Source organism: Paenibacillus sp. FSL M8-0334, from assembly GCF_038000405.1.
GTDB classification, from domain to species: domain Bacteria; phylum Bacillota; class Bacilli; order Paenibacillales; family Paenibacillaceae; genus Paenibacillus_AQ; species Paenibacillus_AQ campinasensis.
On sequence record NZ_JBBOCH010000002.1, the window covers coordinates 283,321 to 305,695 of the forward strand.

18 protein-coding genes and 1 pseudogene are annotated in these 22,375 nt (G+C 52.3%); 18 read left to right on the forward strand and 1 reads right to left on the reverse strand.

The genetic code is table 11. The features are described 5' to 3' along the window. Nucleotides 1–131: 131 nt before the first annotated feature. The 10 genes and pseudogenes from MKX64_RS15480 to MKX64_RS15525 all read left to right on the forward strand — a co-directional run bounded on the left by MKX64_RS15480 (nt 132) and on the right by MKX64_RS15525 (nt 10,812). Nucleotides 132–1,931: a recombinase family protein gene (locus tag MKX64_RS15480; protein ID WP_341036530.1), complete on the forward strand. Its 1,800-nt coding sequence runs from the start codon at nt 132–134 to the stop codon at nt 1,929–1,931. 61 nt (nt 1,932–1,992) lie between these two features. Next, nucleotides 1,993–2,424, forward strand: a pseudogene (locus tag MKX64_RS15485) (ATPase, T2SS/T4P/T4SS family); the annotation flags it as partial. Beyond that, complete coding sequence (locus tag MKX64_RS15490; protein ID WP_095264843.1) at nt 2,396–3,253, forward strand: type II secretion system F family protein; 858 nt, start codon at nt 2,396–2,398, stop codon at nt 3,251–3,253. The pseudogene MKX64_RS15485 and the gene MKX64_RS15490, both read left to right, overlap by 29 nt. A gap of 15 nt (nt 3,254–3,268) precedes the next feature. After that, nucleotides 3,269–4,141, forward strand: a complete 873-nt coding sequence (locus MKX64_RS15495; protein ID WP_341036533.1) for a type II secretion system F family protein — start codon at nt 3,269–3,271, stop codon at nt 4,139–4,141. Nucleotides 4,142–4,160: 19 nt separating this feature from the next. Then, the gene (locus tag MKX64_RS15500) at nt 4,161–4,355 is read left to right on the forward strand and encodes a Flp1 family type IVb pilin (protein ID WP_095264845.1); all 195 of its coding nucleotides are present in this window, start codon (nt 4,161–4,163) and stop codon (nt 4,353–4,355) included. Nucleotides 4,356–4,368: 13 nt separating this feature from the next. Next, nucleotides 4,369–5,019 carry a TadE/TadG family type IV pilus assembly protein gene (locus MKX64_RS15505; protein WP_341036537.1) on the forward strand — a complete coding sequence of 217 codons (651 nt, stop codon included), beginning with the start codon at nt 4,369–4,371 and terminating at the stop codon, nt 5,017–5,019. A gap of 1 nt (nt 5,020) precedes the next feature. Beyond that, the gene (locus MKX64_RS15510; RefSeq protein WP_341036539.1) at nt 5,021–7,243 is read left to right on the forward strand and encodes a hypothetical protein; all 2,223 of its coding nucleotides are present in this window, start codon (nt 5,021–5,023) and stop codon (nt 7,241–7,243) included. A gap of 16 nt (nt 7,244–7,259) precedes the next feature. After that, nucleotides 7,260–8,243: a TadE/TadG family type IV pilus assembly protein gene (locus tag MKX64_RS15515; protein WP_341036541.1), complete on the forward strand. Its 984-nt coding sequence runs from the start codon at nt 7,260–7,262 to the stop codon at nt 8,241–8,243. A 109-nt stretch (nt 8,244–8,352) separates the two neighbouring features. Continuing rightward, nucleotides 8,353–8,865, forward strand: a complete 513-nt coding sequence (locus tag MKX64_RS15520) for an A24 family peptidase (protein ID WP_095264848.1) — start codon at nt 8,353–8,355, stop codon at nt 8,863–8,865. Nucleotides 8,866–8,877: 12 nt separating this feature from the next. Then, the gene (locus MKX64_RS15525; protein WP_341036542.1) at nt 8,878–10,812 is read left to right on the forward strand and encodes a DUF6382 domain-containing protein; all 1,935 of its coding nucleotides are present in this window, start codon (nt 8,878–8,880) and stop codon (nt 10,810–10,812) included. A gap of 315 nt (nt 10,813–11,127) precedes the next feature. Here the strand turns inward: MKX64_RS15525 and MKX64_RS15530 are convergent, their stop codons facing one another. Further along, a complete protein-coding gene (locus tag MKX64_RS15530) occupies nt 11,128–11,601 on the reverse strand; it encodes a DUF2621 domain-containing protein (protein WP_413773633.1) in 474 nt (157 codons plus the stop codon). A gap of 127 nt (nt 11,602–11,728) precedes the next feature. Between MKX64_RS15530 and MKX64_RS15535 the strand changes: the two genes are divergently transcribed. From MKX64_RS15535 to MKX64_RS15570, 8 genes are all read left to right on the forward strand, one after another. Next, nucleotides 11,729–12,850, forward strand: a complete 1,122-nt coding sequence (locus MKX64_RS15535; RefSeq protein WP_095264850.1) for a deoxyribonuclease IV — start codon at nt 11,729–11,731, stop codon at nt 12,848–12,850. Nucleotides 12,851–12,904: 54 nt separating this feature from the next. Then, a complete protein-coding gene (gene purU, locus MKX64_RS15540) occupies nt 12,905–13,804 on the forward strand; it encodes a formyltetrahydrofolate deformylase (protein ID WP_095264851.1) in 900 nt (299 codons plus the stop codon). Nucleotides 13,805–14,238: 434 nt separating this feature from the next. Continuing rightward, the gene (locus tag MKX64_RS15545; RefSeq protein WP_095264852.1) at nt 14,239–16,614 is read left to right on the forward strand and encodes a DUF7408 domain-containing protein; all 2,376 of its coding nucleotides are present in this window, start codon (nt 14,239–14,241) and stop codon (nt 16,612–16,614) included. Further along, nucleotides 16,607–17,536 carry an ABC transporter ATP-binding protein gene (locus MKX64_RS15550; RefSeq protein WP_095264853.1) on the forward strand — a complete coding sequence of 310 codons (930 nt, stop codon included), beginning with the start codon at nt 16,607–16,609 and terminating at the stop codon, nt 17,534–17,536. The genes MKX64_RS15545 and MKX64_RS15550 overlap by 8 nt, the downstream gene beginning before the upstream one ends. After that, nucleotides 17,533–18,504, forward strand: a complete 972-nt coding sequence (locus tag MKX64_RS15555) for an ABC transporter permease (RefSeq protein ID WP_095264854.1) — start codon at nt 17,533–17,535, stop codon at nt 18,502–18,504. The genes MKX64_RS15550 and MKX64_RS15555 overlap by 4 nt, the downstream gene beginning before the upstream one ends. Nucleotides 18,505–18,542: 38 nt before the next feature. Next, nucleotides 18,543–20,225, forward strand: a complete 1,683-nt coding sequence (locus MKX64_RS15560) for a phage tail tape measure protein (RefSeq protein WP_196426455.1) — start codon at nt 18,543–18,545, stop codon at nt 20,223–20,225. Nucleotides 20,226–20,303: 78 nt separating this feature from the next. Continuing rightward, on the forward strand, nt 20,304–21,293 hold the full coding sequence (locus MKX64_RS15565) for an AAA family ATPase (RefSeq protein WP_095264856.1): 990 nt from the start codon (nt 20,304–20,306) through the stop codon (nt 21,291–21,293). After that, the gene (locus MKX64_RS15570) at nt 21,290–22,240 is read left to right on the forward strand and encodes a DUF58 domain-containing protein (protein ID WP_095264857.1); all 951 of its coding nucleotides are present in this window, start codon (nt 21,290–21,292) and stop codon (nt 22,238–22,240) included. Before MKX64_RS15565 ends, MKX64_RS15570 begins: the two co-directional genes overlap by 4 nt. Nucleotides 22,241–22,375: the final 135 nt, after the last annotated feature.

Sequence of the window (22,375 nt, forward strand, 5' to 3'; positions counted from 1 at the left end):
TAAAACAGGAACTGTACGCTACAAAACATATCATAGGAATAACTGAGCGTAACGGCACTATTAATGGATTATTTACGTGGATTTATAACCTTATTATATAATTGACAATAGTTATTGGAGGTGACAACACCTTGATATACACTTTTTATGGAAGAGTTTCAACGGACAGTAAACAACAAATTTCTTCGTTAGATAATCAAGAGCAGTACTGGCTAGACTACTTTAAGAAGCATAATATGAAGATGAATACAGAATGTGGGGCCTTTTATAACCGAGAAGGAGTTTTGTCTGTTAAACGTGGATACTTTATAGACGAAGGTGTGTCTGCCTATCGATCTAAGAAATATCGTAAGGCATTTATGCAGATGATTAATGATGCAAAATTAAAGAAATTTGACATGATATACACACGTTCTATCAGCAGATTCGGTAGAAATACAGAGGACATTATAACCTGTATCAATTTGCTAAGAAAGTATGGTGTTGGTGTCTATTTTGAAGATATAAGTGCAAACACACTTGATCGAAATGATGATTTTAAAATCCATATCTTTATGGGATTAGCTCAAGAAGAATCTAGATTGAAAAGCTCAAGTGTACAGAAAGGCAAAATGATTGCTGCAGAAAATGGTGTGTGGAGCGGGAGTCCAGCGTATGGATATGACATATATACTGGTGAACTTGAAATAGATGGAATTAAAAGATACGTGAAGGGTAAGTTGGTAGTTAATAACACAGAGGCTCTAATTGTCAAAGAGATATTCGACTTATATTTAAACTCAGGATGGGGCTTAAGTAAAATTGCTAAGTATCTAAATTCAAAAAATATCCCTCGAAAAAGAAAATCAAATAAATGGGATCACAGCATTATTGGAAAAATGCTGAAGAATCCAGTGTATAAAGGCGTAGTATGGCAACATAGAACTTACAAAAAAGATCCTCAACAGAATATTATTGCACTTGTTCCTAAAGAAGAGCAGATTTGGTATGAGGATAAGTCATTAAGAATTATCGATGAGGGAATATTTGACAAGGTCCAAGCTTTAAAGAAAAAAAGATTCCAAATGTTTGGTGACTTTAAATATAAGGAGGTTACTGAGAAAGATGAAGTTGGAAATGAAGTCACAAAAAAAATTAGATATGGGATAAACAGAACGAGTCAAAGGTATAGTGGTGCTCATTTGTTCTCAAATCTCTTGAGATGTGGTAACTGCGGATCACCACTCAGGTTCAAGAGACAAAAGAGCAGTAGCGGGAAAGTTCACCACTACTGGTTCTGTTCTAGTAATGACAGGGACGGTCGGTGTGAATATAGGAATTTACAGAAAGAAGAGGAACTACTAGAATGGATCAAGTTAGAAATTGAGGGTTTTAAGTCGGACTACAATCAACATCAAACAATACTTGAAAATATGATAAAGTTGAAGTTGGATTCTGAGAATACAGCAAAAAAGATTGTTGAATATGAAATAAAGCTCCGAGAATTAAAAGAACAATCAGACGCCAATCTTTATGTTTTTTCTAAAAAGTATATTGAAGAAGAAGAGTATGCTGAGAGGTCAAGTACTTTAAAACTTCAGATAAACGAAATCGAGGAAAAGCTAAATCAACTAAACGGTATTGAACGAGAAAAAGAAAGTATTACTAATCAATTTAATGATTTTGTTGAGAATTTAAAGAATATTGATGTCAATACTTTAGATAATACTATCCTCAGAAAAATAATAGATAAAATAGAATTCACAACGGTGGAACCGGAGATGTATCAGGCAGCAATGTACAGCTATGAACCTTTTCCATTTCCGAAGAGAGTGTACTGGAGGTTTATGGATAAGTCGGTGGATGAGTTATATCTTGAGTATACAAATAATGACTTCTTTGTTGGGGAGGATGAAGTCATAGACCCCCTTACACTACAGAACAGACATTGAAATGACCTTGATTGAATATTGAGGTCATTTTTATTTTGCTTTTAATTACCGAATTATATAATTGGCCCAGGCGATGAACACCGGACATGATGGGAGTCTGTCCACCGGCCATGCGAACAGCACAAGGGATATGATCAGCCGGCTGGAGTCCATGGTGCTTAGCGGGGCTGATCTCCCGGTTGAGGTGGTTCGCCAGCAGATCAGTTCGGCGATCGATATTTTTGTCCACTTATCCCGGCTTAGGGATCGTTCGCGCCGCGTCACCGAGATCAGTGAGGTGATAGGTATGAGCGGCGGCGAGGTCAAGCTGAACCCGCTTTACCGTTTTCGGGAGAGCGGAGAAGCAGGGGGACGCGTGCTGGGGGAGCTCGAATCATGCGGCAGCTTTCTCCGGCGCGATGACAAGCTGGCCATGGCCGGCATCAAGCTTTGGCCGCTGCAGAAAAAGTCAGAGGAGGCTGCTGATGAAGGCCGAATGGAAGCAACAAGCTGAATTGAAGCGACGACCGAAGCGCCGATCAGATATAGGCGAAGCACAGCATAAGGGGGCTGCTCGAAGTCAATCTCAGGGCAGCGGAAGATTTCCTGACTACCGTACATACCATTTGTCTCCGAGTCAGCGGGTCGGCAGTTTGCTGGCGGGGGCGGTGCTGTTATTCGGGATCGGCTACCTGTTTTACAGCCATGTTGTAATGGCGACGGTGCTGGTGGCCGGTTGTGTATTCTTTCCGAAATTTTGGCGGCGGCATTTGCTGGAGCGGAGACGAAGAACATTAAATCTTCACTTCAAGCAGGCGCTATATTCGATATCTTCGTCGCTCTCCGCGGGCAAGTCGGTGGAGAATGCGTTCCGAGACGCGGTGCAGGACTTGTTGCTGCTGGACCCTGGGGGCCGCAGCGATATGATCTTTGAGCTGAGGCTCATCGTCTCCCGACTGGAATACGGGGAGCCCATTGAGGTTGCTTTGCGGGATTTTGCCACGAGAGCAGCTATGGACGACATCACCAATTTCGCAGATGTGTTTACAACGTGCAAGCGGACCGGGGGAGACCTGGTTGAGGTCGTTCGGAGAACCTCCAGTGTAATCGGAGAGAAGCTTGATATCCAGCAGGAAATATCGGTGATGGTCTCGCAGAAAAGATTTGAATCCAAGGCGCTGCTCGTGGCTCCGTTCTTGCTTGTGCTCTTTATGAATTTGACCGCACCCGATTACATGGAGCCTATGCGCAGCGGGGCTGGGATGATGATTTCCACCTTGGCTTTAGCCGGGCTTGGCGGCTGCTTCTGGTGGATTACGAAAATGATGGATATCCAGGTTTAAGGAGGTGATACAGGCATGCTGCTTGGGGTCTCTGCTGCTGTGATGGTTCTGCTGGCGGGTGGTTGGGTGGTGCTGAACTTGATCGGCGGCAAGAAATATCGAAGCTTTGGCAAGGTGCATATGGAAGGATTGAAGCTACGGAAGATGAGTCCGCCGATGCTGTATCTGTTTGACCGGTTCAACATTGCGACGCGTTTTCCCATTCTGTTCTTCCGCATTCAAGGCTCCGTGCAGAAAATTTACGGATTGCGTCAAAGTCCGGAGATGACATTGCTGTTCATGGCCGAGTCGCTGGCTTATGGCTGGCTCGCTCTGCTAGGCGGATGTCTGTTCACACTGATCTCTGGTGAGGCTATGGGGCTGTTATCCGGTTTGGGATTGGGGATTCTGCTGCCGGTGCTCATGGTTCAGGATCTTCACAAAAAAGTCGTTCAGCGTGAGCAGGACATCGTAATGGAGCTTCCGGAGGTTCTGAACAAGCTGGTGCTGCTCGTAGGTGCGGGTGAAACGGTCCAGAGGGCGCTAATCCACTGTACGGAGAAGAGCAGTCAACAAGATCATCCGCTGTATCGCGAGCTGAGGCAGCTGGTCCAGGAATGGGAAAGCGGCGTTTCATTTCAGCAAGCGTTCGAGCAGTTCAACAAGCGCTGCGGGGTACAGGAGGTTTCGATCTTTACGACGACGATGCTGCTTAATTTCCGGCGCGGAGGAAATGACTTCGTGCTTGCGTTAAGAGATCTGTCCCGCGTGCTGTGGGAGAAGCGCAAAGCGATCAGCAGAACGAGGGGAGAGCAGGCCTCCTCCAAGCTGGTGTTTCCGATGGTTGTCATTTTTATGATCGTCATTGTTCTCCTCGGAGCGCCGGCATTTATGATGATGAATATATAGAAGGGATCGGTGTATACACATGATAGTATCAGGGCTTGGAAGAGGATTAAAGCGCTTTTGGAAGGACGATAGAGGGATCGGCACGCTTGAGATGATCTTGATCATCGTCGTTATTCTGGTCATCGCTTATTTCTTTAAGGATCAATTGTTCCAACTTGTACAGCGATTGTTTGCGAATGTGAACCAAAGAACCAATGAATTCATTAAGGATTAAGAGAAGCAAGTTGTTGAAGGAGGAAGGGAGCTTCACGATTGAAGCTTCCCTTGTACTCCCGCTTGTGTTCGTTGTCGTCGTGCTGCTGTTGTTCCTGTGCTTGTATATATACCAACAATCGATGCTGGTGCAGGTGTCGAGTGCCGCCTCGGAGCGCGTCGCTTTTATATGGAATAACAGCCATAGGGAAGCTTCGAATGGAGCGGTGAGTGAAGGGCTGCATGACTCCCTCTACTGGCGGCTGACGGATGACGCATTGCTTACCTCGTTATTTGGCTGGAGCAAGGGAGAGAGCGGAGGACACATTTCCTTGCCCTCATCGGATGGGCAGGGTGGAGGACTTCCCTCAAGAAAGCTGGCTAAAGGAAACTCTGTTCTTCCTGACGGTGTTCGGGGAGAGATGAATTATGACAACAAGCTGCTGCTGCGCACGGTGGAGACGAAGCTGGTACAGAGCACCTCGATGACGCCGGTGACCCGATTGATGAACCGAGACGGCTACGTCTACGCTGCTGCCCAGTCCGCTGTGGTGGACCCTGTTGAATTCATCCGCACGATTGATCTGATGCGCTATTACGGTTCGAAGTTCCGCGGAGCGGGCGGAAGCATAACGGATCAAGGCGCTGCCTCCGGCGTGCTGCAGCGGTTTGGAGGGCTGAAATAACATGCTGAAGCGAGGTTTCAGACGAGGGCGGCGGTCAGTCAGGAGACATTTCTCCGATGGATCGGTATCGATCTTTCTTATTGTCATTCTGGCCGCTGTGTTTATGTTTGTGGCGGTGTTTATTGACTATGCCCGGATTGCGGCGATGAAGGTTCAGACCGAAAGATTGGCGCGGGCCGCTGTCCGGTCGGTCATGTCCGCTTATGATCCAGTCCTGCAGCAGCGCTACGGACTTTTTGCATATGGAGAGACCGATGGCAACATGATTATGGGCAATGTGCTGAATGACAGCTTGAATCCGGGTGACCGGGGCGATGCTTTCCAATTGATGGCGATGCGGGTAGACAGCTCAGGGCTTGAACTGGAACGGCCATTGGGATCCTATGAAGTCTTTAATCGCATGATCGGCGAAGACATGAAATATAAAGCACCGATTGATTTTACACTCGAATTGGTACAAAAGTTCAAGCCGATGTCGCAAGCGATGAAGGAAGCCTCGAATACGGTGGATGTGCTTGGAAAGCTTCAGAAGCTGTACGACAGAAGAGAAGATGCGCTGAATGAAATGCTGGAGAAACAGCGGAAAGCAGCCGAAAGCGCGTTGCCGTTGCCGAAGCTGATTATGGACCCGCCAGGGGCTTACATCTATGATGCGTCTCTCAGCGGCTTCGTCTATATGGCGAGCGATGCGGCCGCCCAGTATGCAGATTATATGTCCAAGGTAGAGGAGGATGCCAGACGGCCGGAGGATGAGGACAAGTTGTATACTTCCTTGATACAGGATTATGAGTTCGGCGTGTCAGTGTTAAGCTCGCAAATATCAGCTCGATTGGACAAGGCCTCTAGCATGCATGATGAGCTTCTAACCAAGGCGGAACAACTGTGGACTGAAGCCCAAAGTTTGAATGAGGAAATGAAGCGGGTGATTCAGGAAGCAGAGGATCGAAACACCAATGTCGGTTATGATACCGTAACGAATGATCAGACCCTCGGCAACTCAGGATCGTCCGGAGAAGACGCAGCGTTGATTCGTTCGATTCGGGAGAAGACGGATCAACTGCTGCGAAGCGATGAGCTTCTGAACGGATTGCGTCAGGAGATTCATGGACAGAAGCGGAAGTACGCGGCTGTTCAGAGCGGAGTATCGTCTGTCGCCTCCTCTGCAGGAAGAAGCGAGAACAAAGGACAGGTCATGCAGACAAGCCGGCAGTTGGACAGTTACCTGCAGGAATATGCGGTTTCAGGCAGTGCAAATATCCTTGACCGTCAATGGGCTCAGCTGGACGAAAGCCGTGCTGCCGATAAAGAACGGAAGGCAGCAGAGAAGCTTGCCAAGCAGAAGCTGAATGAGGCTGCGAATGTATTGAGCGCTCTTAACGGACTCGAAGGGCAAAACGAGCTAATGGATGAGTTCCGCAAGCTGCAGCAGTATTATGACGAAAGTCTGCAGTTCAACCGGGAGCCAGATGAGGCGAGGAGTAGACGGGAGCTCGGCAGCAATCCCTATGACGCTGGCAAGTCGGCCATGAACGGGATGGACGGCATATTCGGATCGATGGGGAGCATTCTGGAGGGAGCAGGAGAAGAGCTTTTTCAAAATGAGTATGCGGTGCACTATTATCAGCATTTTGATATAGGCAAATTATCCGAGGTCATCCAGAATCCTTCGGCCGGAAGCCGTCTAGCTGATGAGCTTAGGGTCGCGAATCAAGAGGTGGAGTACATTCTTTACGGATTTCACAACCCGATTGGCAACATATCTTCCGCCTATGCCGAAATTTTCGCCACCCGGCTTGCGATCCGGACGATGGAGGGACTGGTCGTGAACAGCAAGCTCGGCAATCCGCTGGTGGTTCTGGCAGCTGCTATATTGTATGGGATCGAGAAGTCGATTGAAGACATGCTTCAGCTTGTTCAGAAGGGCTCGATTCCACTGTCCAAGTATGTGCCTGTGCAGCTGACTTATCGAGATCATCTCAGGCTGTTTCTGCTGCTGCACAGCAACAATGAGCGCAAAATGTCCCGTATGCTGGCACTGATTCGATTCAATACCGGAATCAATCCGGCTGATCGATCGACCTATGCTTCCGGTGAGGTCACCATGGCGATGCGGCTCTGGTTTCTGCCTGGCATTACGAATGTGCTGGGCACAGCAATTGGCGACAGCGGCGAAGTCCAGGGGAACCGGTATGTGTTTAGCCGCAGAGCGGATTTTTCCTATTAGGATTAGAGGGATTCGAATGAGAAGAACAATACGGCGTAAGAGCGCCTTCCGGCACGGGAGCGGGAGCCATATGCGAACCGAGCAGGGAAGCATGGTGGTTGAAGCAGCACTGGTGCTGCCGATGTTTATGTTTTTTGTCATTTTTCTCATTTATATTGTGCAAATGACACTGATTTCAACTGCCCTGCAAAGCATGGTGTCCGATACAGTCAAAACGGTAACCGCCCATATATACCCGGTCTCCATCGCAGTGAGTCCGAACGGAGACCAAGCCTCCGAATCCGGTTCCTCGAGTCCCTCGCACTGGGAAATTCCGAAGCTGTCTTTAAGCGATTGGGCCTCCCAGTACACATCACAGCTTCCATCGCCTGTGAATGAGTGGATACAGGAGGCTATTGCGACCGGGGAGGAGCCCTTGCAGCAGCTTAAGAACGAGGCGGCTCAAGCGGTGCTTGACCCGGTAGTCAAACCGATTCTAAGGCCGTTCATGCCGGAGCTTCTTCATTACGAACGGATCCATGTATCCAATCTCCATATTCCGAACCTGAAGACCAATGAGAAGCCTTACTTCGGCATTGAGGTCAACTACGAACTTCCGATCCGCATGCCTTTTGTGAACAAGAAGATTGTGCTGCAGGCGAAAGCCCAGGAACGGCTATGGATTGGAGATACCGGAGAAGGGCGAAGCGGCGGGGGAACGGAGGAGAACACAGGACGCTCCATTGAGCTGCTGGAGAAGCCGGACCCGGCCGTTGCGAGCAAGCAGGCTATCGTGCGGGCCAAGATCGAGCCAGGGATGGAAGCCCAGCTGTCGGTCTACTACAAAAGTGGCAAAAGCACAGCCAAATATTTGGGCTGGAAAACGGCGGATGAGAACGGGTATATCGAATGGGAATGGAATGTTGGCTTTAACACGACCCCTGGCACATGGCCATTTGTGATAGAAACCGCGGATGGTCAGCGACTCGAGGTGATGTTTACTGTCGTGCCGCGACAATGATCAGGACCCTGCTTGGCATGGAACGAGAACCTTCAATTGAAGGGGCAAGAGGTAGAACGAAAGTGAAGAACGGCGGATATGTACGGTCGGATCGAGAGGGGGACGGGACATGGAGCTGGCTTTTGGAGCCTGCGGCATTTTTCTGCTGATGTCATTTATAACCGATATTCGCACGATGAAAATTCCGAATGTCATAACGGTGTCGGCGATGACACTGGGCTTGCTGTATCATGGTGTGATTGGGGGATGGGAAGGGCTGTTCTTTTCGCTTAAAGGCCTTGGGACGGGGTTCTTCATTCTGCTGATCATGTACTTTACCGGGGCTGTTGGCGCGGGAGATGTCAAGCTGTTTGGCGGAATCGGCGCATGGACCGGAGCGTTGTTTACACTGCAGTGTATTCTGTATTCGGTTCTGTTTGCCGGCGTAATCGGATTATGTCTTCTGCTCTGGCGCAGAGAGGTATTCAGCAGGTTACGACGAGTCGTGGCGGGCATAGCGGGTGTGGTTATGCTGAGAAGCTTGCAGCCTTGGCGTGGTCAGGAGGGAGAGCATTTGCGTTTTCCGTTTATGACCGCGGTGCTCCCAGGCGCCATCGGTGCGTACCTATTTTTATATGTGTAGGGGGCGGGAGCATTGCTTGGGTTAAACACGGATTTTGTACAGAATGGCGGAACGTTTATGGTGTTGGGGAGAGAGCAAGGAATCGCACCTTCCGAGCTCAACCCGGTGCAGCTAGGGATGATTCGCTCCGCGCGTATCCCTCACCTGCTCAAGCTGCATGTGCGGGAACTGGATAATCAGGTAACGCTGGAATATGACATCAGCGGCAAAAAGATGCTGTCACAAGCACTGAAAAGCGAAAGGCTGAGCCTGACTGAATATTACGGGCTGTTGCTCCAGATAGCTACAGCTTTGAATGAAGCGAGGCAATACATGCTTCAGCCCGAGCAGTATGTTTTGCATGAGGACTATATTTTTGTGGAAGGGGATCTGCATCTCGGGACGCTGTATTTATGCTATGTCCCTTTGGAAAACGCCAGGGGAACCGGGCCTGGCGTGCAGCATCCATTGAAGGAGTTCATGACCCGTCTGCTGGCGAATGTGACCGAGCTGAAAGGCGGGGGTGTGCAGGCGCTGATGTCTTTTTGCGCGAGCGAAGCCTTCCATCTGACAGGGCTTAAGGAGCTGCTTATTGACCTGTTGTCCACAGAGGATGATACGGGAGGCAGAGAGGCTCGGACCGAAAATGCCGATATGCGGAGTGTGTATGAACTTGCCAGCGAGCAAGCGGCCAGTGAGGTGGAGCATGGCTACCGGGCGGCAAGGTATGAACCGGACGCGATTCCAACAGCACAACACCCGGAGCAGGAGACGAATAGAAAAAGTCAGGTTCGCAGCCGCAGCATAAGGCGAAATGCGAGGCGAGCGCAGGAAGAGGAGGATCAGGCACAGGAGCAGAGGGAAATACGTGAGCGTCTGCCGAAGGCTTCCGCCTTTTCGTTGTCCGCTTCCTTTTCTTCGAGCGAGGATGAGACAACGGAGGAGGAGGCGCAAGGCGCTTCGCCCGTCCGTACGTATATTGTGCTTGGTTGTATGCTCGCGGCAGCGGTCACGTGGCGGTTCCTGTACATGAATCAGCCGGGCACGCTGATGCTGATCGTATCGGCCGTCATTACACTGCTGCTGGCGGCAGCTGCTTGGCTGGCATGGCAGGGCAAGCTGAAGCGTTTGTTTGCAAGATCGGAGGCCTGGACAGACTCAGGCTCACTGCCGCTGCTTGAATCGGTGGAGCTTCCTTCCCCGCGCAAGATCGGCTGGGGAATTCCGAAATTTGAGGCAGACCCGTTATCTGAGGTTTTGACGGAACATCGCGATATTCCATCCCGACCAGTCAGGGGAAGACAAAGGCATGAGGAGGAACTCACGGAGAACTGGAGATGGAATCAACCGGATATGGAACCGGGAGAGCAGCCGAGCGTAAGCACAAACGACCGAACGGGGAGCCCAGATTCTGGATTCGGAGGCGGCTACAATTCTTCCGGAGGAATCCAGGCTGAGGGAGGTGCGCTGCAGCAGCGTCCCCATCAACAACGAACTTCCGGGAATCCTGGGATGTCAACTAGGCAGATGGAGGAGCCGACCGATGCCGAAGACTATTATCGGCAGCTGTCACACAAGACCAGCGTATTGGCTTCGGGTGACGCCGGTACAATGCTGCTCTCAGCCCAGGATGGGGGATGTATGACGGCAGCTACAGCTCCGAGAGCCTTCATTGAGACAACCGACCCGAATACAGGAGCAAGTCAGCGAATTGAGCTTGTTCAGCAGCATTTTATCATCGGCCGTTCACCCGAGGTCGCACAGTATGTGGCCTCCGCTCCGGGAACCTCGCGGGCACATGTGGAATTGTCTCGCGATCAAGGCGGCTATCTCATTAAAGATTTGGGTTCGAAGAACGGGACGGTGTTGAACGGGGAGCCTATGGTTCCGTACAAAGGGTATGCGCTGCAAGAGGGAGATACCTTTGTCATTGCAGGAGGGAAATTCAGCTTTAGGGTGTCGGTGTAGCAAGTAACCCAATGCCTGGGACAGTTAAAGAGGGAACGAACATGAAACGATAACGAATATAGAACGAATATAGAACGAAAATAGAACGAAAATAGAACGAATATAGAGCGAATATTAGAGCGATATAGAACAAAACCTGTGTCGTGGCAGTGTTAGTGCTATTCCTGCAGCTTCCTGATTAATCGGGATAACGGAGCAAAGCGTGCGGAAAGCGGGAATGAAACTGAGACTGTGCCCGATTCGGATATTAACAAAAACATCCCCTGGGTCCTTTAACGTCAAGCGTAAAGGACCCAGGGGATCTGTTCGTTATGCTTACTTGTTCAATAAATGCTGGTATGGTGTATAGTCGATATTTTTCTTCTGAAGAAAGTCGACCAGGAACTTGTAGTCCCGTTTCGGTGTCGCGACGATGTAACCTTTGATGCAGTGGTCGCGGGTCACTTCAGTTGCGCCGGATTCCACGGCGATCTTGCCGATCTCGGCGGCGATGGAATGCTTGGCGATGTCGCGGAACGGGCCTGGAACCGGCTGCACCAGCTCATTCAAGAATGCCTTGGAATCATCGGTCCACAATGGCCGGCTCTTCTCAACCCAATAGTTCTGCCAGTCCAGCTTGGACTTGCCGTCGGCCTTCGGAAGCACCTTCAGAAACTTCCGGAACATAAAAAAACCGCCGATACCCATCACCCCAAGCATCACCCATCCCCAGAATGCAATCGAATACATAAACCAGGAAGGAGGTGCGCTGGAGGATAAAAATGCTGTAACAACCCCTACGCTCATCATCTCTATATCACCTCAGGAGGATTAACTTACATGACACTTCTATGAGAATTATAACGCATTTCTAGATTTATTTCAGTATTCACGCTAAAATAGGTGGTAATTGTGTGTCAAAAGGGGGATTAGGTTTATGTTGAAGATTGGTTCCCACGTGTCCTTCTCGGACAAGGGATTGTTGACAGCAACGGCTGAAGCCAATTCATATGGCTCCAGCTCGTTCATGATATATACCGGCGCGCCACAGAACACTCGCCGCAAGCCGATGGAATCCATGTTCCTCGAAGAGGGCAAAGCCGCGATGAAGGAAAGCGGGATTGAGGAGATCGTTGTCCATGCGCCTTACATTGTTAACCTGGGCTCCTATAAGGTGAACACCTATGAGCTTGCGGTCAGCTTCCTGCAGGAAGAGATTCGCCGCACGCATGCCATTGGCGTGAAGAACATCGTGCTGCATCCCGGTGCATATACCGACAAGGACCCGGCGTACGGTATCGACCGGATTGCCGAGGGCTTGAATGAAGTGCTGGGCGGTACCGAAGAGACCGAGGTGAAGATCGCACTGGAGACCATGGCCGGCAAAGGCACGGAGATGGGACGCAGCTTTGAAGAAATTGCTTCTATTATAGATAAGGTGAAGTATAATGACCGGCTCTCGATCTGCCTGGATACATGCCACATTCATGATGCCGGCTATGACATCGTCAATGATCTGGACGGTGTGCTGGAGAAATTCGATTCGCTGATCGGTCTGGACCGTCTGAGTGTCGTTCATATTAACGACAGCAAAAATCCGATCGGAGCAGCCAAAGACCGCCATACGCCACTGGGCACAGGCTGGATTGGCTTCGAGGCGATCCGCAACGTGGTTCATCATGAGAAGCTGCAGGGCAGACCGTTCATTCTGGAGACGCCTTGGATCGGCAAAGATCCCAAAACGCAGCGTCCGATGTATGAGATTGAAATTGCGCTGCTGCGCGGCGATGTTGAAGCTCGCTTCGGACAAGGGTTCATTGAACAGGTTGAAGAGCTCGGCTCGTTCTTTACCAAGGAAGGGATCGATTCCCGCCAATTCGTGCTCGATACGTGGACGCTCCTGAAGAATGACGCGAAGGCGAAAAAGGCCGACCCGCGCGAGCCCATGGAGCGTCTGTATGACATGGTTGTTGCAGCAGAACTGCTGCCGGACTGCTCGGAGGAGCAGGTGAACCAACGAATCATCGCCTGGTTGTCCGGTGCGTCGCTGTCTTCATAATAGGTAAGTAGCCGCTTTACAGCATCGAAATGACAGGAGGGTCATCAAGTTAGTATGGAAATCCATGTAAAAAAAGAACAGCCGTCGGCATCCGGCTTACACCCGAATCGTGCCCGCATGCTGATCTCTTGTCCGGATGGACCTGGGATCGTAGCGGCCGTCTCGCGCTTTCTGTTCGAGCACGGCGCCAATATCGTCCAATCCGATCAGTACTCCATGGACCCCGAGGGTGGAATGTTCTTCATGCGGGTCGAGTTCGACCTGGACCATCTGGACAGCAAGCTGCCAGAGCTGGAGCGTTCGTTCCGCGAGGTTGCAGACTCGTTCGACATGCAGTGGAACATCTACCACGCCGCCCGCAAAAAAAGACTGGCCATCTTCGTGTCCAAGGAAGATCATTGTCTGGTCGAACTGCTGTGGCAGTGGCAAGCCGGAGACCTGGATGCGGATATTGCGATGGTGGTAAGCAACCATCTGGACATGAAGGATTATGTTGAGTCTTTCGGTATTCCGTATCATCATATTCCGGTTACAGCTGATACGAAGCCAGAAGCCGAGAAGCGTCAGCTTGAAGTGATTGGGGAAGATATTGATGTCATTATCCTCGCCCGCTACATGCAGATCATCTCACCTGCATTCATTGAGTTTTACCGGAACCGGATTATCAATATCCATCACTCCTTTCTGCCCGCCTTCGTTGGCGGCAAGCCTTATGCGCAGGCATATAATCGCGGGGTGAAAATCATCGGCGCAACGGCACACTATGTGACCGAGGAGCTTGATGGCGGACCGATTATTGAGCAGGATGTTCAGCGCGTCAGCCACCGCGACGATGTGAATGAACTGAAGCGCATCGGCCGCACCATTGAACGGGTGGTGCTTGCACGTGCCGTCAAATGGCATATTGAAGATCGAATTCTCGTTCACAACAATAAAACCGTTGTATTCAGCTGATCCGGACTTAGCCAGGGCTTTCGTACATGCGATATAGACTTGGCGCTCGGACGATGGATAACGTATCCCGCAGGTAACGATGCGGGGCGGTATACACGGTTAATAGAGAACAAGGGCCACAGGAGCAGCTGACACTTTAACGCTGCAATTGGTTTAACTCCCGCTCCTTTAAGGGGCGGGAGCTTTCTTTTATCCGCACTCTGATGGAGAAAAGGCCGATGCAGTTTTTCAAGCAACAGTTCAAACTTTTTTCACATTGTACTCGTCAATAGTATTGTACGCCGGATGCGATGGTTGCCTCTGATCGGGTTCGAGACGTTTTGATCAGGCGGAACATCATCTCGGGTCATCCGTATTTATGTTTTACATACAGCCAAGAAGCAGACGTGAGGGGAATAGGAAAGAGCTATTTTATTGGAGAGGGGAATCATCAGTTGTCGTTGTGTACAAGAAGTTTGCGGGGTCTGTCGCTGTGGGTGATGGCGTTGCTGGTACTGGCTGCGTCATTGTTCACCGGGAGCGGAACGGCCAATGCCGACGCTCCTAAGATCCAGATTCAGACAGAGCTGGGCTATAAGGGGAAGCTGAAAGAGGGGAAATGGAATCCGCTGAAGATAACGCTGACAAGCGATCAGGATATCGCGGGTGACATCGTTGTTCAAATTCAGAGCTATCAAGGCATGGGGATAGAGTCTTCCTATGTTCAATATGTTGAGCTTCCGAAGGACACGCCGAAGGAGGTTGTTATCGGCATCCCTGGCGGCTATTTAAACAAGGATAATAACCAGATTTTATTTTATGAAAAATCGTATACTGAGGGCCAGCCGATTCCGTTTGACCTCGGCCGGAACTACCTTCAGAGCTCGCAATATTCCGGGGCGCTGATTGCCGTATTGTCCGATGATCCGGATACGATGAATTTTATGAACGCCCTGAACGGCAGAGGCAACAGCCTGAACACCGTGCCTCTGAAGGCAGAGGAATTGCCGGATCAGGCGCAGCTGCTGAACGGGCTGGATGTTCTTGTAATTAATAATTTTGCTTCCGATACATTGTCGGCTGCGCAGCAAGAGGCCATCGCCCATTGGGTGAGTGAAGGCGGAACCCTGGTGCTGTCCGGCGGAGCCGGTTATGTGAAATCCGCGGCGCCATTCGCCGATATTGCTCCGGTGCAATGGACCGGGACGACAACGGTGCAGTCTCTGCCTGAGCTGGAGAAGCTGGGCGGCAAACCGCTAAGCCTGCAAGAAAGCTATACGATTTCGACCGCAACGCCGGTAGAAGGCGCGGAAAGCCAGCTCGAAGGGAACGGGAACCCGCTGATCGTCTCGAAAAGCCAGGGCATGGGCCAGGTGATGTATGCGGCTTATGATCTGGCCTTGGAGCCCGTTGCTTCTTGGGGAGGGCATGCAGATGCATGGGCTTCGATTCTAAGAGGCGCGCTTCCGCTTGTTAATCCAGGCGGGATGGGGTATTACCAACCCATGCTTGAAAGCCTCGGTTACGTCACGGAGTACTTTCCGTCCTTGAAGATGCCATCCTTTCAGCTGCTGCTGTGGATGCTCATCGGATATGCGGTTATTGTAGGTCCGCTGCTGTATTTTATATTGAAGAAAGTAGACAAGCGGGAATGGGCCTGGCTTCTTATTCCTGCCCTGGCCGTTGTGGCCAGCGGCACGGTGTATACGGTGGGCTCCTCAGACCGTACGGAGGAAATGGCCCACACGATCAATGTTATAGAGATGGACGGTGAGGGGAGCGCTCTGAAGTCATCGGTTTCCGCCTTCTTCTCGCCTCGCAGCGGAAATTACACACTCGAGTTTCCTAAGAACACGTACCTGAGAGCCGGAGGTTCCAGCAACTCTTTTGGCGGCAGCAGATTAGGCGATAACAACACCTATATCCGTGCTGCGGAAAATGAGACGCTGCTGGAGTTTCGAAATATGCCTCAATGGTCGCTTGGCAAAGTCTACATGCAGGGACAGGGATACAATGAGGCGGGCAAGCTGACATCAGATATTCGTCTGGACGCAGCAGGGCAGATTGTCGGTCAAGTGACGAATGAAACGAAGAGCGATCTGGAGAATGTTGTGCTCGTTATGGGCGGCAAGGCTTACCGGATGGGCGATATAAAGCAAGGAGAGAGCGCTGAGGTGCCTCAAGACAAAGCACAGATTCTCACTACCAATCATCAGAATCTTTCCAATCTTCTGTATCCGTACACGAATAACGATGTCTACAATCGTGAACGGGAAGTTTTGTCCATGTACAGCTATTCGCCAACCAATATTGACAAGACATCGACTTATATTTTTGGCTGGAGCAAAGATCATCTGACGAATTATACACGCGCCGGAAAAGAAGTGAGCAGCGACCAGCTGAACTTCTGGGTGCAGCCGATTCAGATGGGATGGGCCCTGAATGAAGGCGAGATTACCATTCCGTATGGATTCTTGACGCCGGAAGTGACGCAGGTGAATTCCCCTATCTTCGGAACCTATGTGCATGGCGTGGAGCTTGGGCAAGGAACGATGATTATGGAGTTCCCGCTGTTGCCGGGCGACGATGTCAAATATTCTGAAATCTCCATCAAGGGAACGAGAGTGCCGGGAGTAGCTACAATGGAACTGTGGAACGCATCATCCGGAGAGTGGGAGCCGATGACGCAACAGAACAGTGTCCATGTGATCGCGGACAACCCGGAACAGTATATTGTGAACAATAAGATCCGGATTATGATCAGCACGTCTGACCATGTCAACTTCATGATGCCGGAGCTGTCGCTGAAAGGGGAGTCTCAGCATGATTGAAATACGCAATCTGAGTAAGAGGTACGGGAATTTCCATGCTTTGAAGGAGATCAACTTGGAGATTGGCAAGGGGACGGTCTTCGGGTTTGTCGGACCGAACGGAGCTGGAAAATCGACCACGATGTCCATCCTGGCGACGTTAATGCTGCCGACATCAGGCGTTGCCAAAGTCGACGGCTATGATGTGACACAGTATCCAAAAGAAGTGCGCAAACGGATCGGCTACATGCCCGACTTCTTTGGGGTTTACGATCAGCTGAAGGCGACGGAGTACCTGCATTTCTATGGCGCGAGCTACGGCATTCCGCGCACGGAGCGGGAGCAGCTGATTCCGCAGCTGCTGGAGCTTGTGAACTTGAGCGACAAGGCGGATGCCTACGTGGACACCTTGTCGCGCGGGATGAAGCAGAGATTGTGCCTTGCCCGCTGCCTGGTTCATGATCCGGAGGTGCTGATTCTCGATGAACCGGCTTCGGGGCTTGACCCGAGGGCGCGGATCGAGATGCGCGAAATATTGAAAGAATTGAAGCTGATGGGGAAAACGATCATTATTTCGTCTCACATCCTTCCCGAACTTGCTGAAATGGTGGACGAAATCGGCGTGATCGAGCATGGCGAGATGATTGCCCAGGGCAAGGTTGCAGATATTCAGAACCGGCTGCGGGTTAAAAAGGTGATTCATATCCGGACCCTGGAGCGGGAGGAGGAGCTGGCGGCCAAGTTGCGGGATGAGCCTCATGTAAGCTCCGTATTGACGGACAACACCGGGGTCCATGTGCATTACAGCGGGGATGATGTGCAGCAGAGCGCCTTGCTGCGCCAGGTCATCTCCTGGGAAATTCCGATTGTGTCCTTCCAGGAAGCGCAGAGCAACCTGGAGGATGTATTCCTCGAAATCACCAAAGGAGGGGCCCGCGAATGAATTGGACCCGAAGATTAATCAATCCCGTAATTAACAAGGAGTTCAGACTCCGGATGCGCTCCCCGCGTTCGATGATGTCCGTGCTGTTCTACGTTTTGGCTTTGGGCGTTGTGGCGATGGGCTTTATCTATCTGACACTGTATTTGGACCAAAGGAGTTCCCAGCGCTTTAATGCGCAGGCGAGCCAGATGATGTTCTATGTGCTCAGTTTTGCACAGCTGATACTGATCGCCTTTATGGCTCCGGCCTTAACGGCGGGCGTCGTCAGCAGCGAACGCGAGAAGCAGACGCTCAGCATGCTGCTTACGACCCAGCAAAGCTCTACCACGATCATTCTGAGCAAGCTGGCGTCTGCGCTGAGCTTCATGGCGCTGATCGTCCTGGCAACACTGCCGGTATACAGCATTGTGTTTTTGTATGGCGGTATTTCACCAAAACAGATGGTATCGGTCTTCCTGTTCTACCTGTTTGTCATGCTGCTGCTGGGCGCCCTAGGCGTGATGTTCTCAACGCTGTTTAAGCGCACCATTATCGCGGTGATCGTGACTTATGGAACAGGGCTGATCATCTTTCTGGTCACGGGACTTCTGTATCTGTTCTGTATGGGCATTGCGCAGCAGAATATGTACAGCTCAGGTCAGCCGGCGCCGGGAACCTATTCATGGGTAGGATATTTGCTGGGGCTTAATCCGGCCGGGGCGATGGTTAGCCTGCTGAACCCGACGTTCTCCAGAGATGCATTTCTCATGTACGGCGGCAGTTTGAACAGTGAGCCTCCGATTCAGCTGTGGCTGGAGTTTGTGCTTGTCTATTCAGTTGTGATAGTGCTGGCACTGCTGATTGCCATCCGCAACATTCGCCCAGTGGCGAGACGGAAGAGAAAGAAGGATGGCGGACCGAAAGCCGGGCAAGCGGCGGAGCAAGCCCAGCAAGAGGTGGGGCAAGCTGAGCAACCTTCGCAATCCTGACATGGTGCACGTTCATTTAACTAAAGGAGGGGATCGTCGTGGACAACATCATTCGCTTCATTGAGTCTGCCAGGCGAAGGCTTCAGGCCTTTCGCGTGCTTGCTGGCGGTTTGTACGGCCTTATGGCCGGAATGGGAGCGGCGCTTCTGCTGCTGGTGATCGGGAGAATCGTTCCGATCCCTTGGCTGAAGACGGCGGTGATGATGGTTCCGCTGGCGGCAATCCTGATTGGGCTTCTGTATGGCTGGCTGCGGCGCATACCGGCAGAAGCGGCGGCCCAGGCGATGGACCGCGCTTCGGGTGAAGCCGAGCGAAGTGACATGATGGTGACCGCCCTCTCCTTCAAGGAGGAAGACACGGTAGCGGCTCGCTATCAGCGGGCGCAGGCGGAGGCATACGGGGCAAGTTTCACGGCCGAGATGAAGTCCAGGCTGCCCGCACCGAATGTTCGCAAACAGCTGCTGATCAGTATGGCCGGCCTCGTCTCGGTTGTGGCGCTGACGCTGATCCCGAACCCGATGGATGATAAGATCGAGGCGGCGCGGGAGCAGAAGGCCTGGGTACAGGAGCAGGTACAGAAAACGGAAGAGCTTGAAGAGCAGATCCAGCAGGAGACACTGGATCCTGCCACCAAGCAGAAGCTGCTTGAAAAGCTGGATGAACTGAAGCAGCAGCTTGCAGCCGAGCAATTTCCCGAGCAGGCGCTGGAAAAGCTGGAAGAAGCGATGAAGGAAATGGAGAAGCTGGCGAAGCAGCAGGAAGAGCGTTCGCGTGAGCTTGCAGAGCTGGCCCGGCAGATGCAGCAGGAGCAGGCATTGGCTCAGACAGGACAGAGTCTGGAACAAGGCAAGGCCGATGAGATGCAGCAGGAAATGAGCAAGATGATGGAAGAGGTCAAGCAGATGACCCAGCAGGAGAAGGATGAGCTGGCAGAGATGCTGGAACAGCTCGCTGAAGCTGCGAAAGAAGTACCGGACATCGAGAAGCTGGCCGAGGAGCTGAAGAAGACCGCCCAGGCTTTACAGGAAGGCGCTTTGCCAGAGGAATTGGAAGAGGCGCTAAGGCAGATGTTCGCCGAACTGGAGGAGTCTGCCCTTGCCAAGGCGTCCGCGGATAGCGAGTCGCAAGGCGCCTCTGCACTGGCGTCCGCTCTGGCTGCCCAAGGTCTTGGGCTGGCGGAGCAGATGCTGGCCTCGGGGATGTCAGTATCGAACAGCTGGAGCTCTGGCGGCAGCGCCCAGGCGCTGGCACAGGCTGCTGGCAGCAGCGGTGAATCAGGAGAATCGGGGGAAGGTGGCTCGGGGCAACCATCTGGCAGTGAAGGCTCCGGAAGTCAAGGTTCTGGAGGCTCTGGCAGCAGTGGCGGCAGCGGAGGAAGCGGAGCTGGGGCAGGCAGTGGCGGAAGTGGGACTGGTGTGGGCAATGGGACAGGCGGCAGCGGAGCCGGACTTGGGTCGGGCGGCCGCGAGCTGGTCACCACGCCGCGAGCATTGGAGGGCAGCGGCAATGTCGAAGTCGATACCGGTCCGCTGGACGGCCAAGGCGGCGAAGTCCAGAAGGGCGGCGTGTCCCCGACCGTGCCAGGAACTGCCAGACCTTATGAAGAGGTGTACCGTGATTATGAAATAGAAGCGCGGAAGTCGCTAAATCGCAGCCAGCTGCCTGAGCAGATGCAGGGACTGGTCGAGGCGTATTTCATCGAGATTAATCCGAATCCTTAGCTTCGTGCGTACGGAAGGCATCCGTGCGTATATAGCCATAAACAGCACTTATTAATTCAAGAAGACGGAGGACAATTCATGTCGGATATCGCAGTGAAACCACAGGAATGGAAAGAGAGTATCGACAGTCTCAGGGAGCATATCGGAAAGGTCATCGTCGGTCAGCAGGAGGTTGTCGAGCAGATGCTCTGGTGCATATTCGCCGGAGGGCACGCATTGCTGGAGGGCATTCCCGGCCTTGGGAAAACGATGCTGGTCCGCACGGTGTCGGAGGCGCTGGATCTGTCGTTCTCGCGCATCCAGTTCACCCCCGATTTGATGCCGAGCGATATTACAGGCACGAATATATTGTCGTTCGGGCAGCAGGGCAGCACCGGCATGACGTTTCAGAAAGGGCCGCTGTTCAGCAGCATCGTGCTGGCGGATGAAATCAACCGGGCGACCCCCAAAACGCAGAGCGCCTTGCTGGAAGCGATGCAGGAGAAGACCGTTACCGTAGGCGGAGAGACGCATCGGCTGCCAAGGCCGTTCTTCGTCCTGGCAACACAGAACCCGCTTGAGAATGAAGGAACCTATCCGCTTCCGGAAGCGCAGCTTGACCGGTTCCTGCTCAAGATCGACGTTTCGTACCCTAGCGGTGACGAGCTGAAGGAGATTGTACGGCGCACGACGTCATCGCATGAATTCCAGGTGACGAGACAGATGACGGCAGACACCCTTCTGGAAATTCAGCAAGGCGCGAAGGAAGTGCTGGTCGCTGAAGATATTTTGGACTATGCAGTGAGGCTGCTTATGTCCACGCATCCCGAAGAGGCTTCGGCTCCGGAGGCGGTTCGGAAGTACGTCCAGTTCGGCTCCGGGCCGCGCGGCGTGCAGTCCATCATCTCGGTCAGCAAGGTGCGGGCGCTGTGCAGCGGCCGGATGCATGTATCGACAGGTGATATCCGGGCCGTGGCGCTGCCTGCGCTGCGTCATCGTCTGTTCCTGAATTTTGAAGGACAGGCGCTTGGCATTACGACAGACAGCATCATACAGGAGGTTCTGCAGGCGCTGGAGGGATCGGCGTGAGCGGGGCCGGACATTTGCTTCCACCCGAGTGGCTGCCGCGGCTTGAACGATTCAGCCTGAGTGCCAAAAGGCGGGTGGCAGGCACCCATCAAGGGAAGCGGCGCTCCAAGCGCCTCGGTTCCTCGCTGGAGTTTGCCGACTACCGGCTGTACACTCCCGGCGATGATGTCCGCAGGTTTGACTGGGGCATATATTCCCGTACAGGGAAAGGGTTCGTCCGTCAGTTCATGGATGAGCAGGAGCTGACGGTCAACATTTATGTGGACTGCTCGGCTTCCATGGGAACAGATATTGCAGCTTCTCCGGAGCTTGGGGGGACATCGGGCTCAGCCCTGCCGGAGGGAGGCGCCAAATGGATGCTCGCCCGGCAGCTTGCGGCCAGCATCGGCTATATGGCGCTATCCTCATATGACCGTCTGCAAATCGCCTGTTACAGCCGGACGCTCAATGCCCGCTTGCCGGTTATGCGGGGGAAAGGATCGGCACATCGACTTTTCTCCTTTCTGCAATCGGCACAGACCGGGGGAGAAGGAAGCCTGGCGGCGGCGCTGGCAGTGCCGGGCTCGCTGCCAAGGCAGCCGGGTATGACCTGGATATTCTCGGACTTCTGGCTGGAAGGCGGGGAAGAGGAGCTGTACAAGGCGCTGTCCCTGCTGTCCGGAACGGGGCAGGAGGTGGTGCTCGTCCATATTTTGTCGCGGGCAGAGCTTGAGCCGAAGCTTTCGGGCGATCTGAGGCTGGTGGACAGCGAGACGCTGACCGGCAAGGAAGTGGCGCTGACGGGCAAGGTGCTGGAGGCGTACGAGAGGGAGCTGGAGCGTTACCGCCACATGCTCTCCGCCGTATGTGCCGAGCGGGGCATGTCCTATGTGCTCATTCCGGCAGACTTGCCGCTGTCCGACGCGATGTTTGGCGTACTGGCCGGATCGGGACTGGTGAGCGGATAAGGTGGCAGGCACTGCGGGTCTGATTCAAGAAACGAGACAAATCTACAATAGGTAGAATCAGGGAGATATAGCAGAAAGCGCGGCGCCTGGATCTGCTAGGGCAATGACTTATAAGCCGAATAGCGACAAGCGCTG

Coding starts and splice junctions, on each gene's coding strand:
- MKX64_RS15515 (WP_341036541.1), top strand. CDS start 7,260: ATGAGAAGAACAATACGGCGTAAGAGCGCCTTCCGGCACGGGAGCGGG.
- MKX64_RS15555 (WP_095264854.1), top strand. CDS start 17,533: ATGAATTGGACCCGAAGATTAATCAATCCCGTAATTAACAAGGAGTTC.
- MKX64_RS15500 (WP_095264845.1), top strand. CDS start 4,161: ATGATAGTATCAGGGCTTGGAAGAGGATTAAAGCGCTTTTGGAAGGAC.
- MKX64_RS15510 (WP_341036539.1), top strand. CDS start 5,021: ATGCTGAAGCGAGGTTTCAGACGAGGGCGGCGGTCAGTCAGGAGACAT.
- MKX64_RS15520 (WP_095264848.1), top strand. CDS start 8,353: ATGGAGCTGGCTTTTGGAGCCTGCGGCATTTTTCTGCTGATGTCATTT.
- MKX64_RS15490 (WP_095264843.1), top strand. CDS start 2,396: ATGAAGGCCGAATGGAAGCAACAAGCTGAATTGAAGCGACGACCGAAG.
- MKX64_RS15530 (WP_413773633.1), bottom strand. CDS start 11,601: ATGATGAGCGTAGGGGTTGTTACAGCATTTTTATCCTCCAGCGCACCT.
- MKX64_RS15565 (WP_095264856.1), top strand. CDS start 20,304: ATGTCGGATATCGCAGTGAAACCACAGGAATGGAAAGAGAGTATCGAC.
- MKX64_RS15535 (WP_095264850.1), top strand. CDS start 11,729: ATGTTGAAGATTGGTTCCCACGTGTCCTTCTCGGACAAGGGATTGTTG.
- MKX64_RS15550 (WP_095264853.1), top strand. CDS start 16,607: ATGATTGAAATACGCAATCTGAGTAAGAGGTACGGGAATTTCCATGCT.
- MKX64_RS15495 (WP_341036533.1), top strand. CDS start 3,269: ATGCTGCTTGGGGTCTCTGCTGCTGTGATGGTTCTGCTGGCGGGTGGT.
- purU (WP_095264851.1), top strand. CDS start 12,905: ATGGAAATCCATGTAAAAAAAGAACAGCCGTCGGCATCCGGCTTACAC.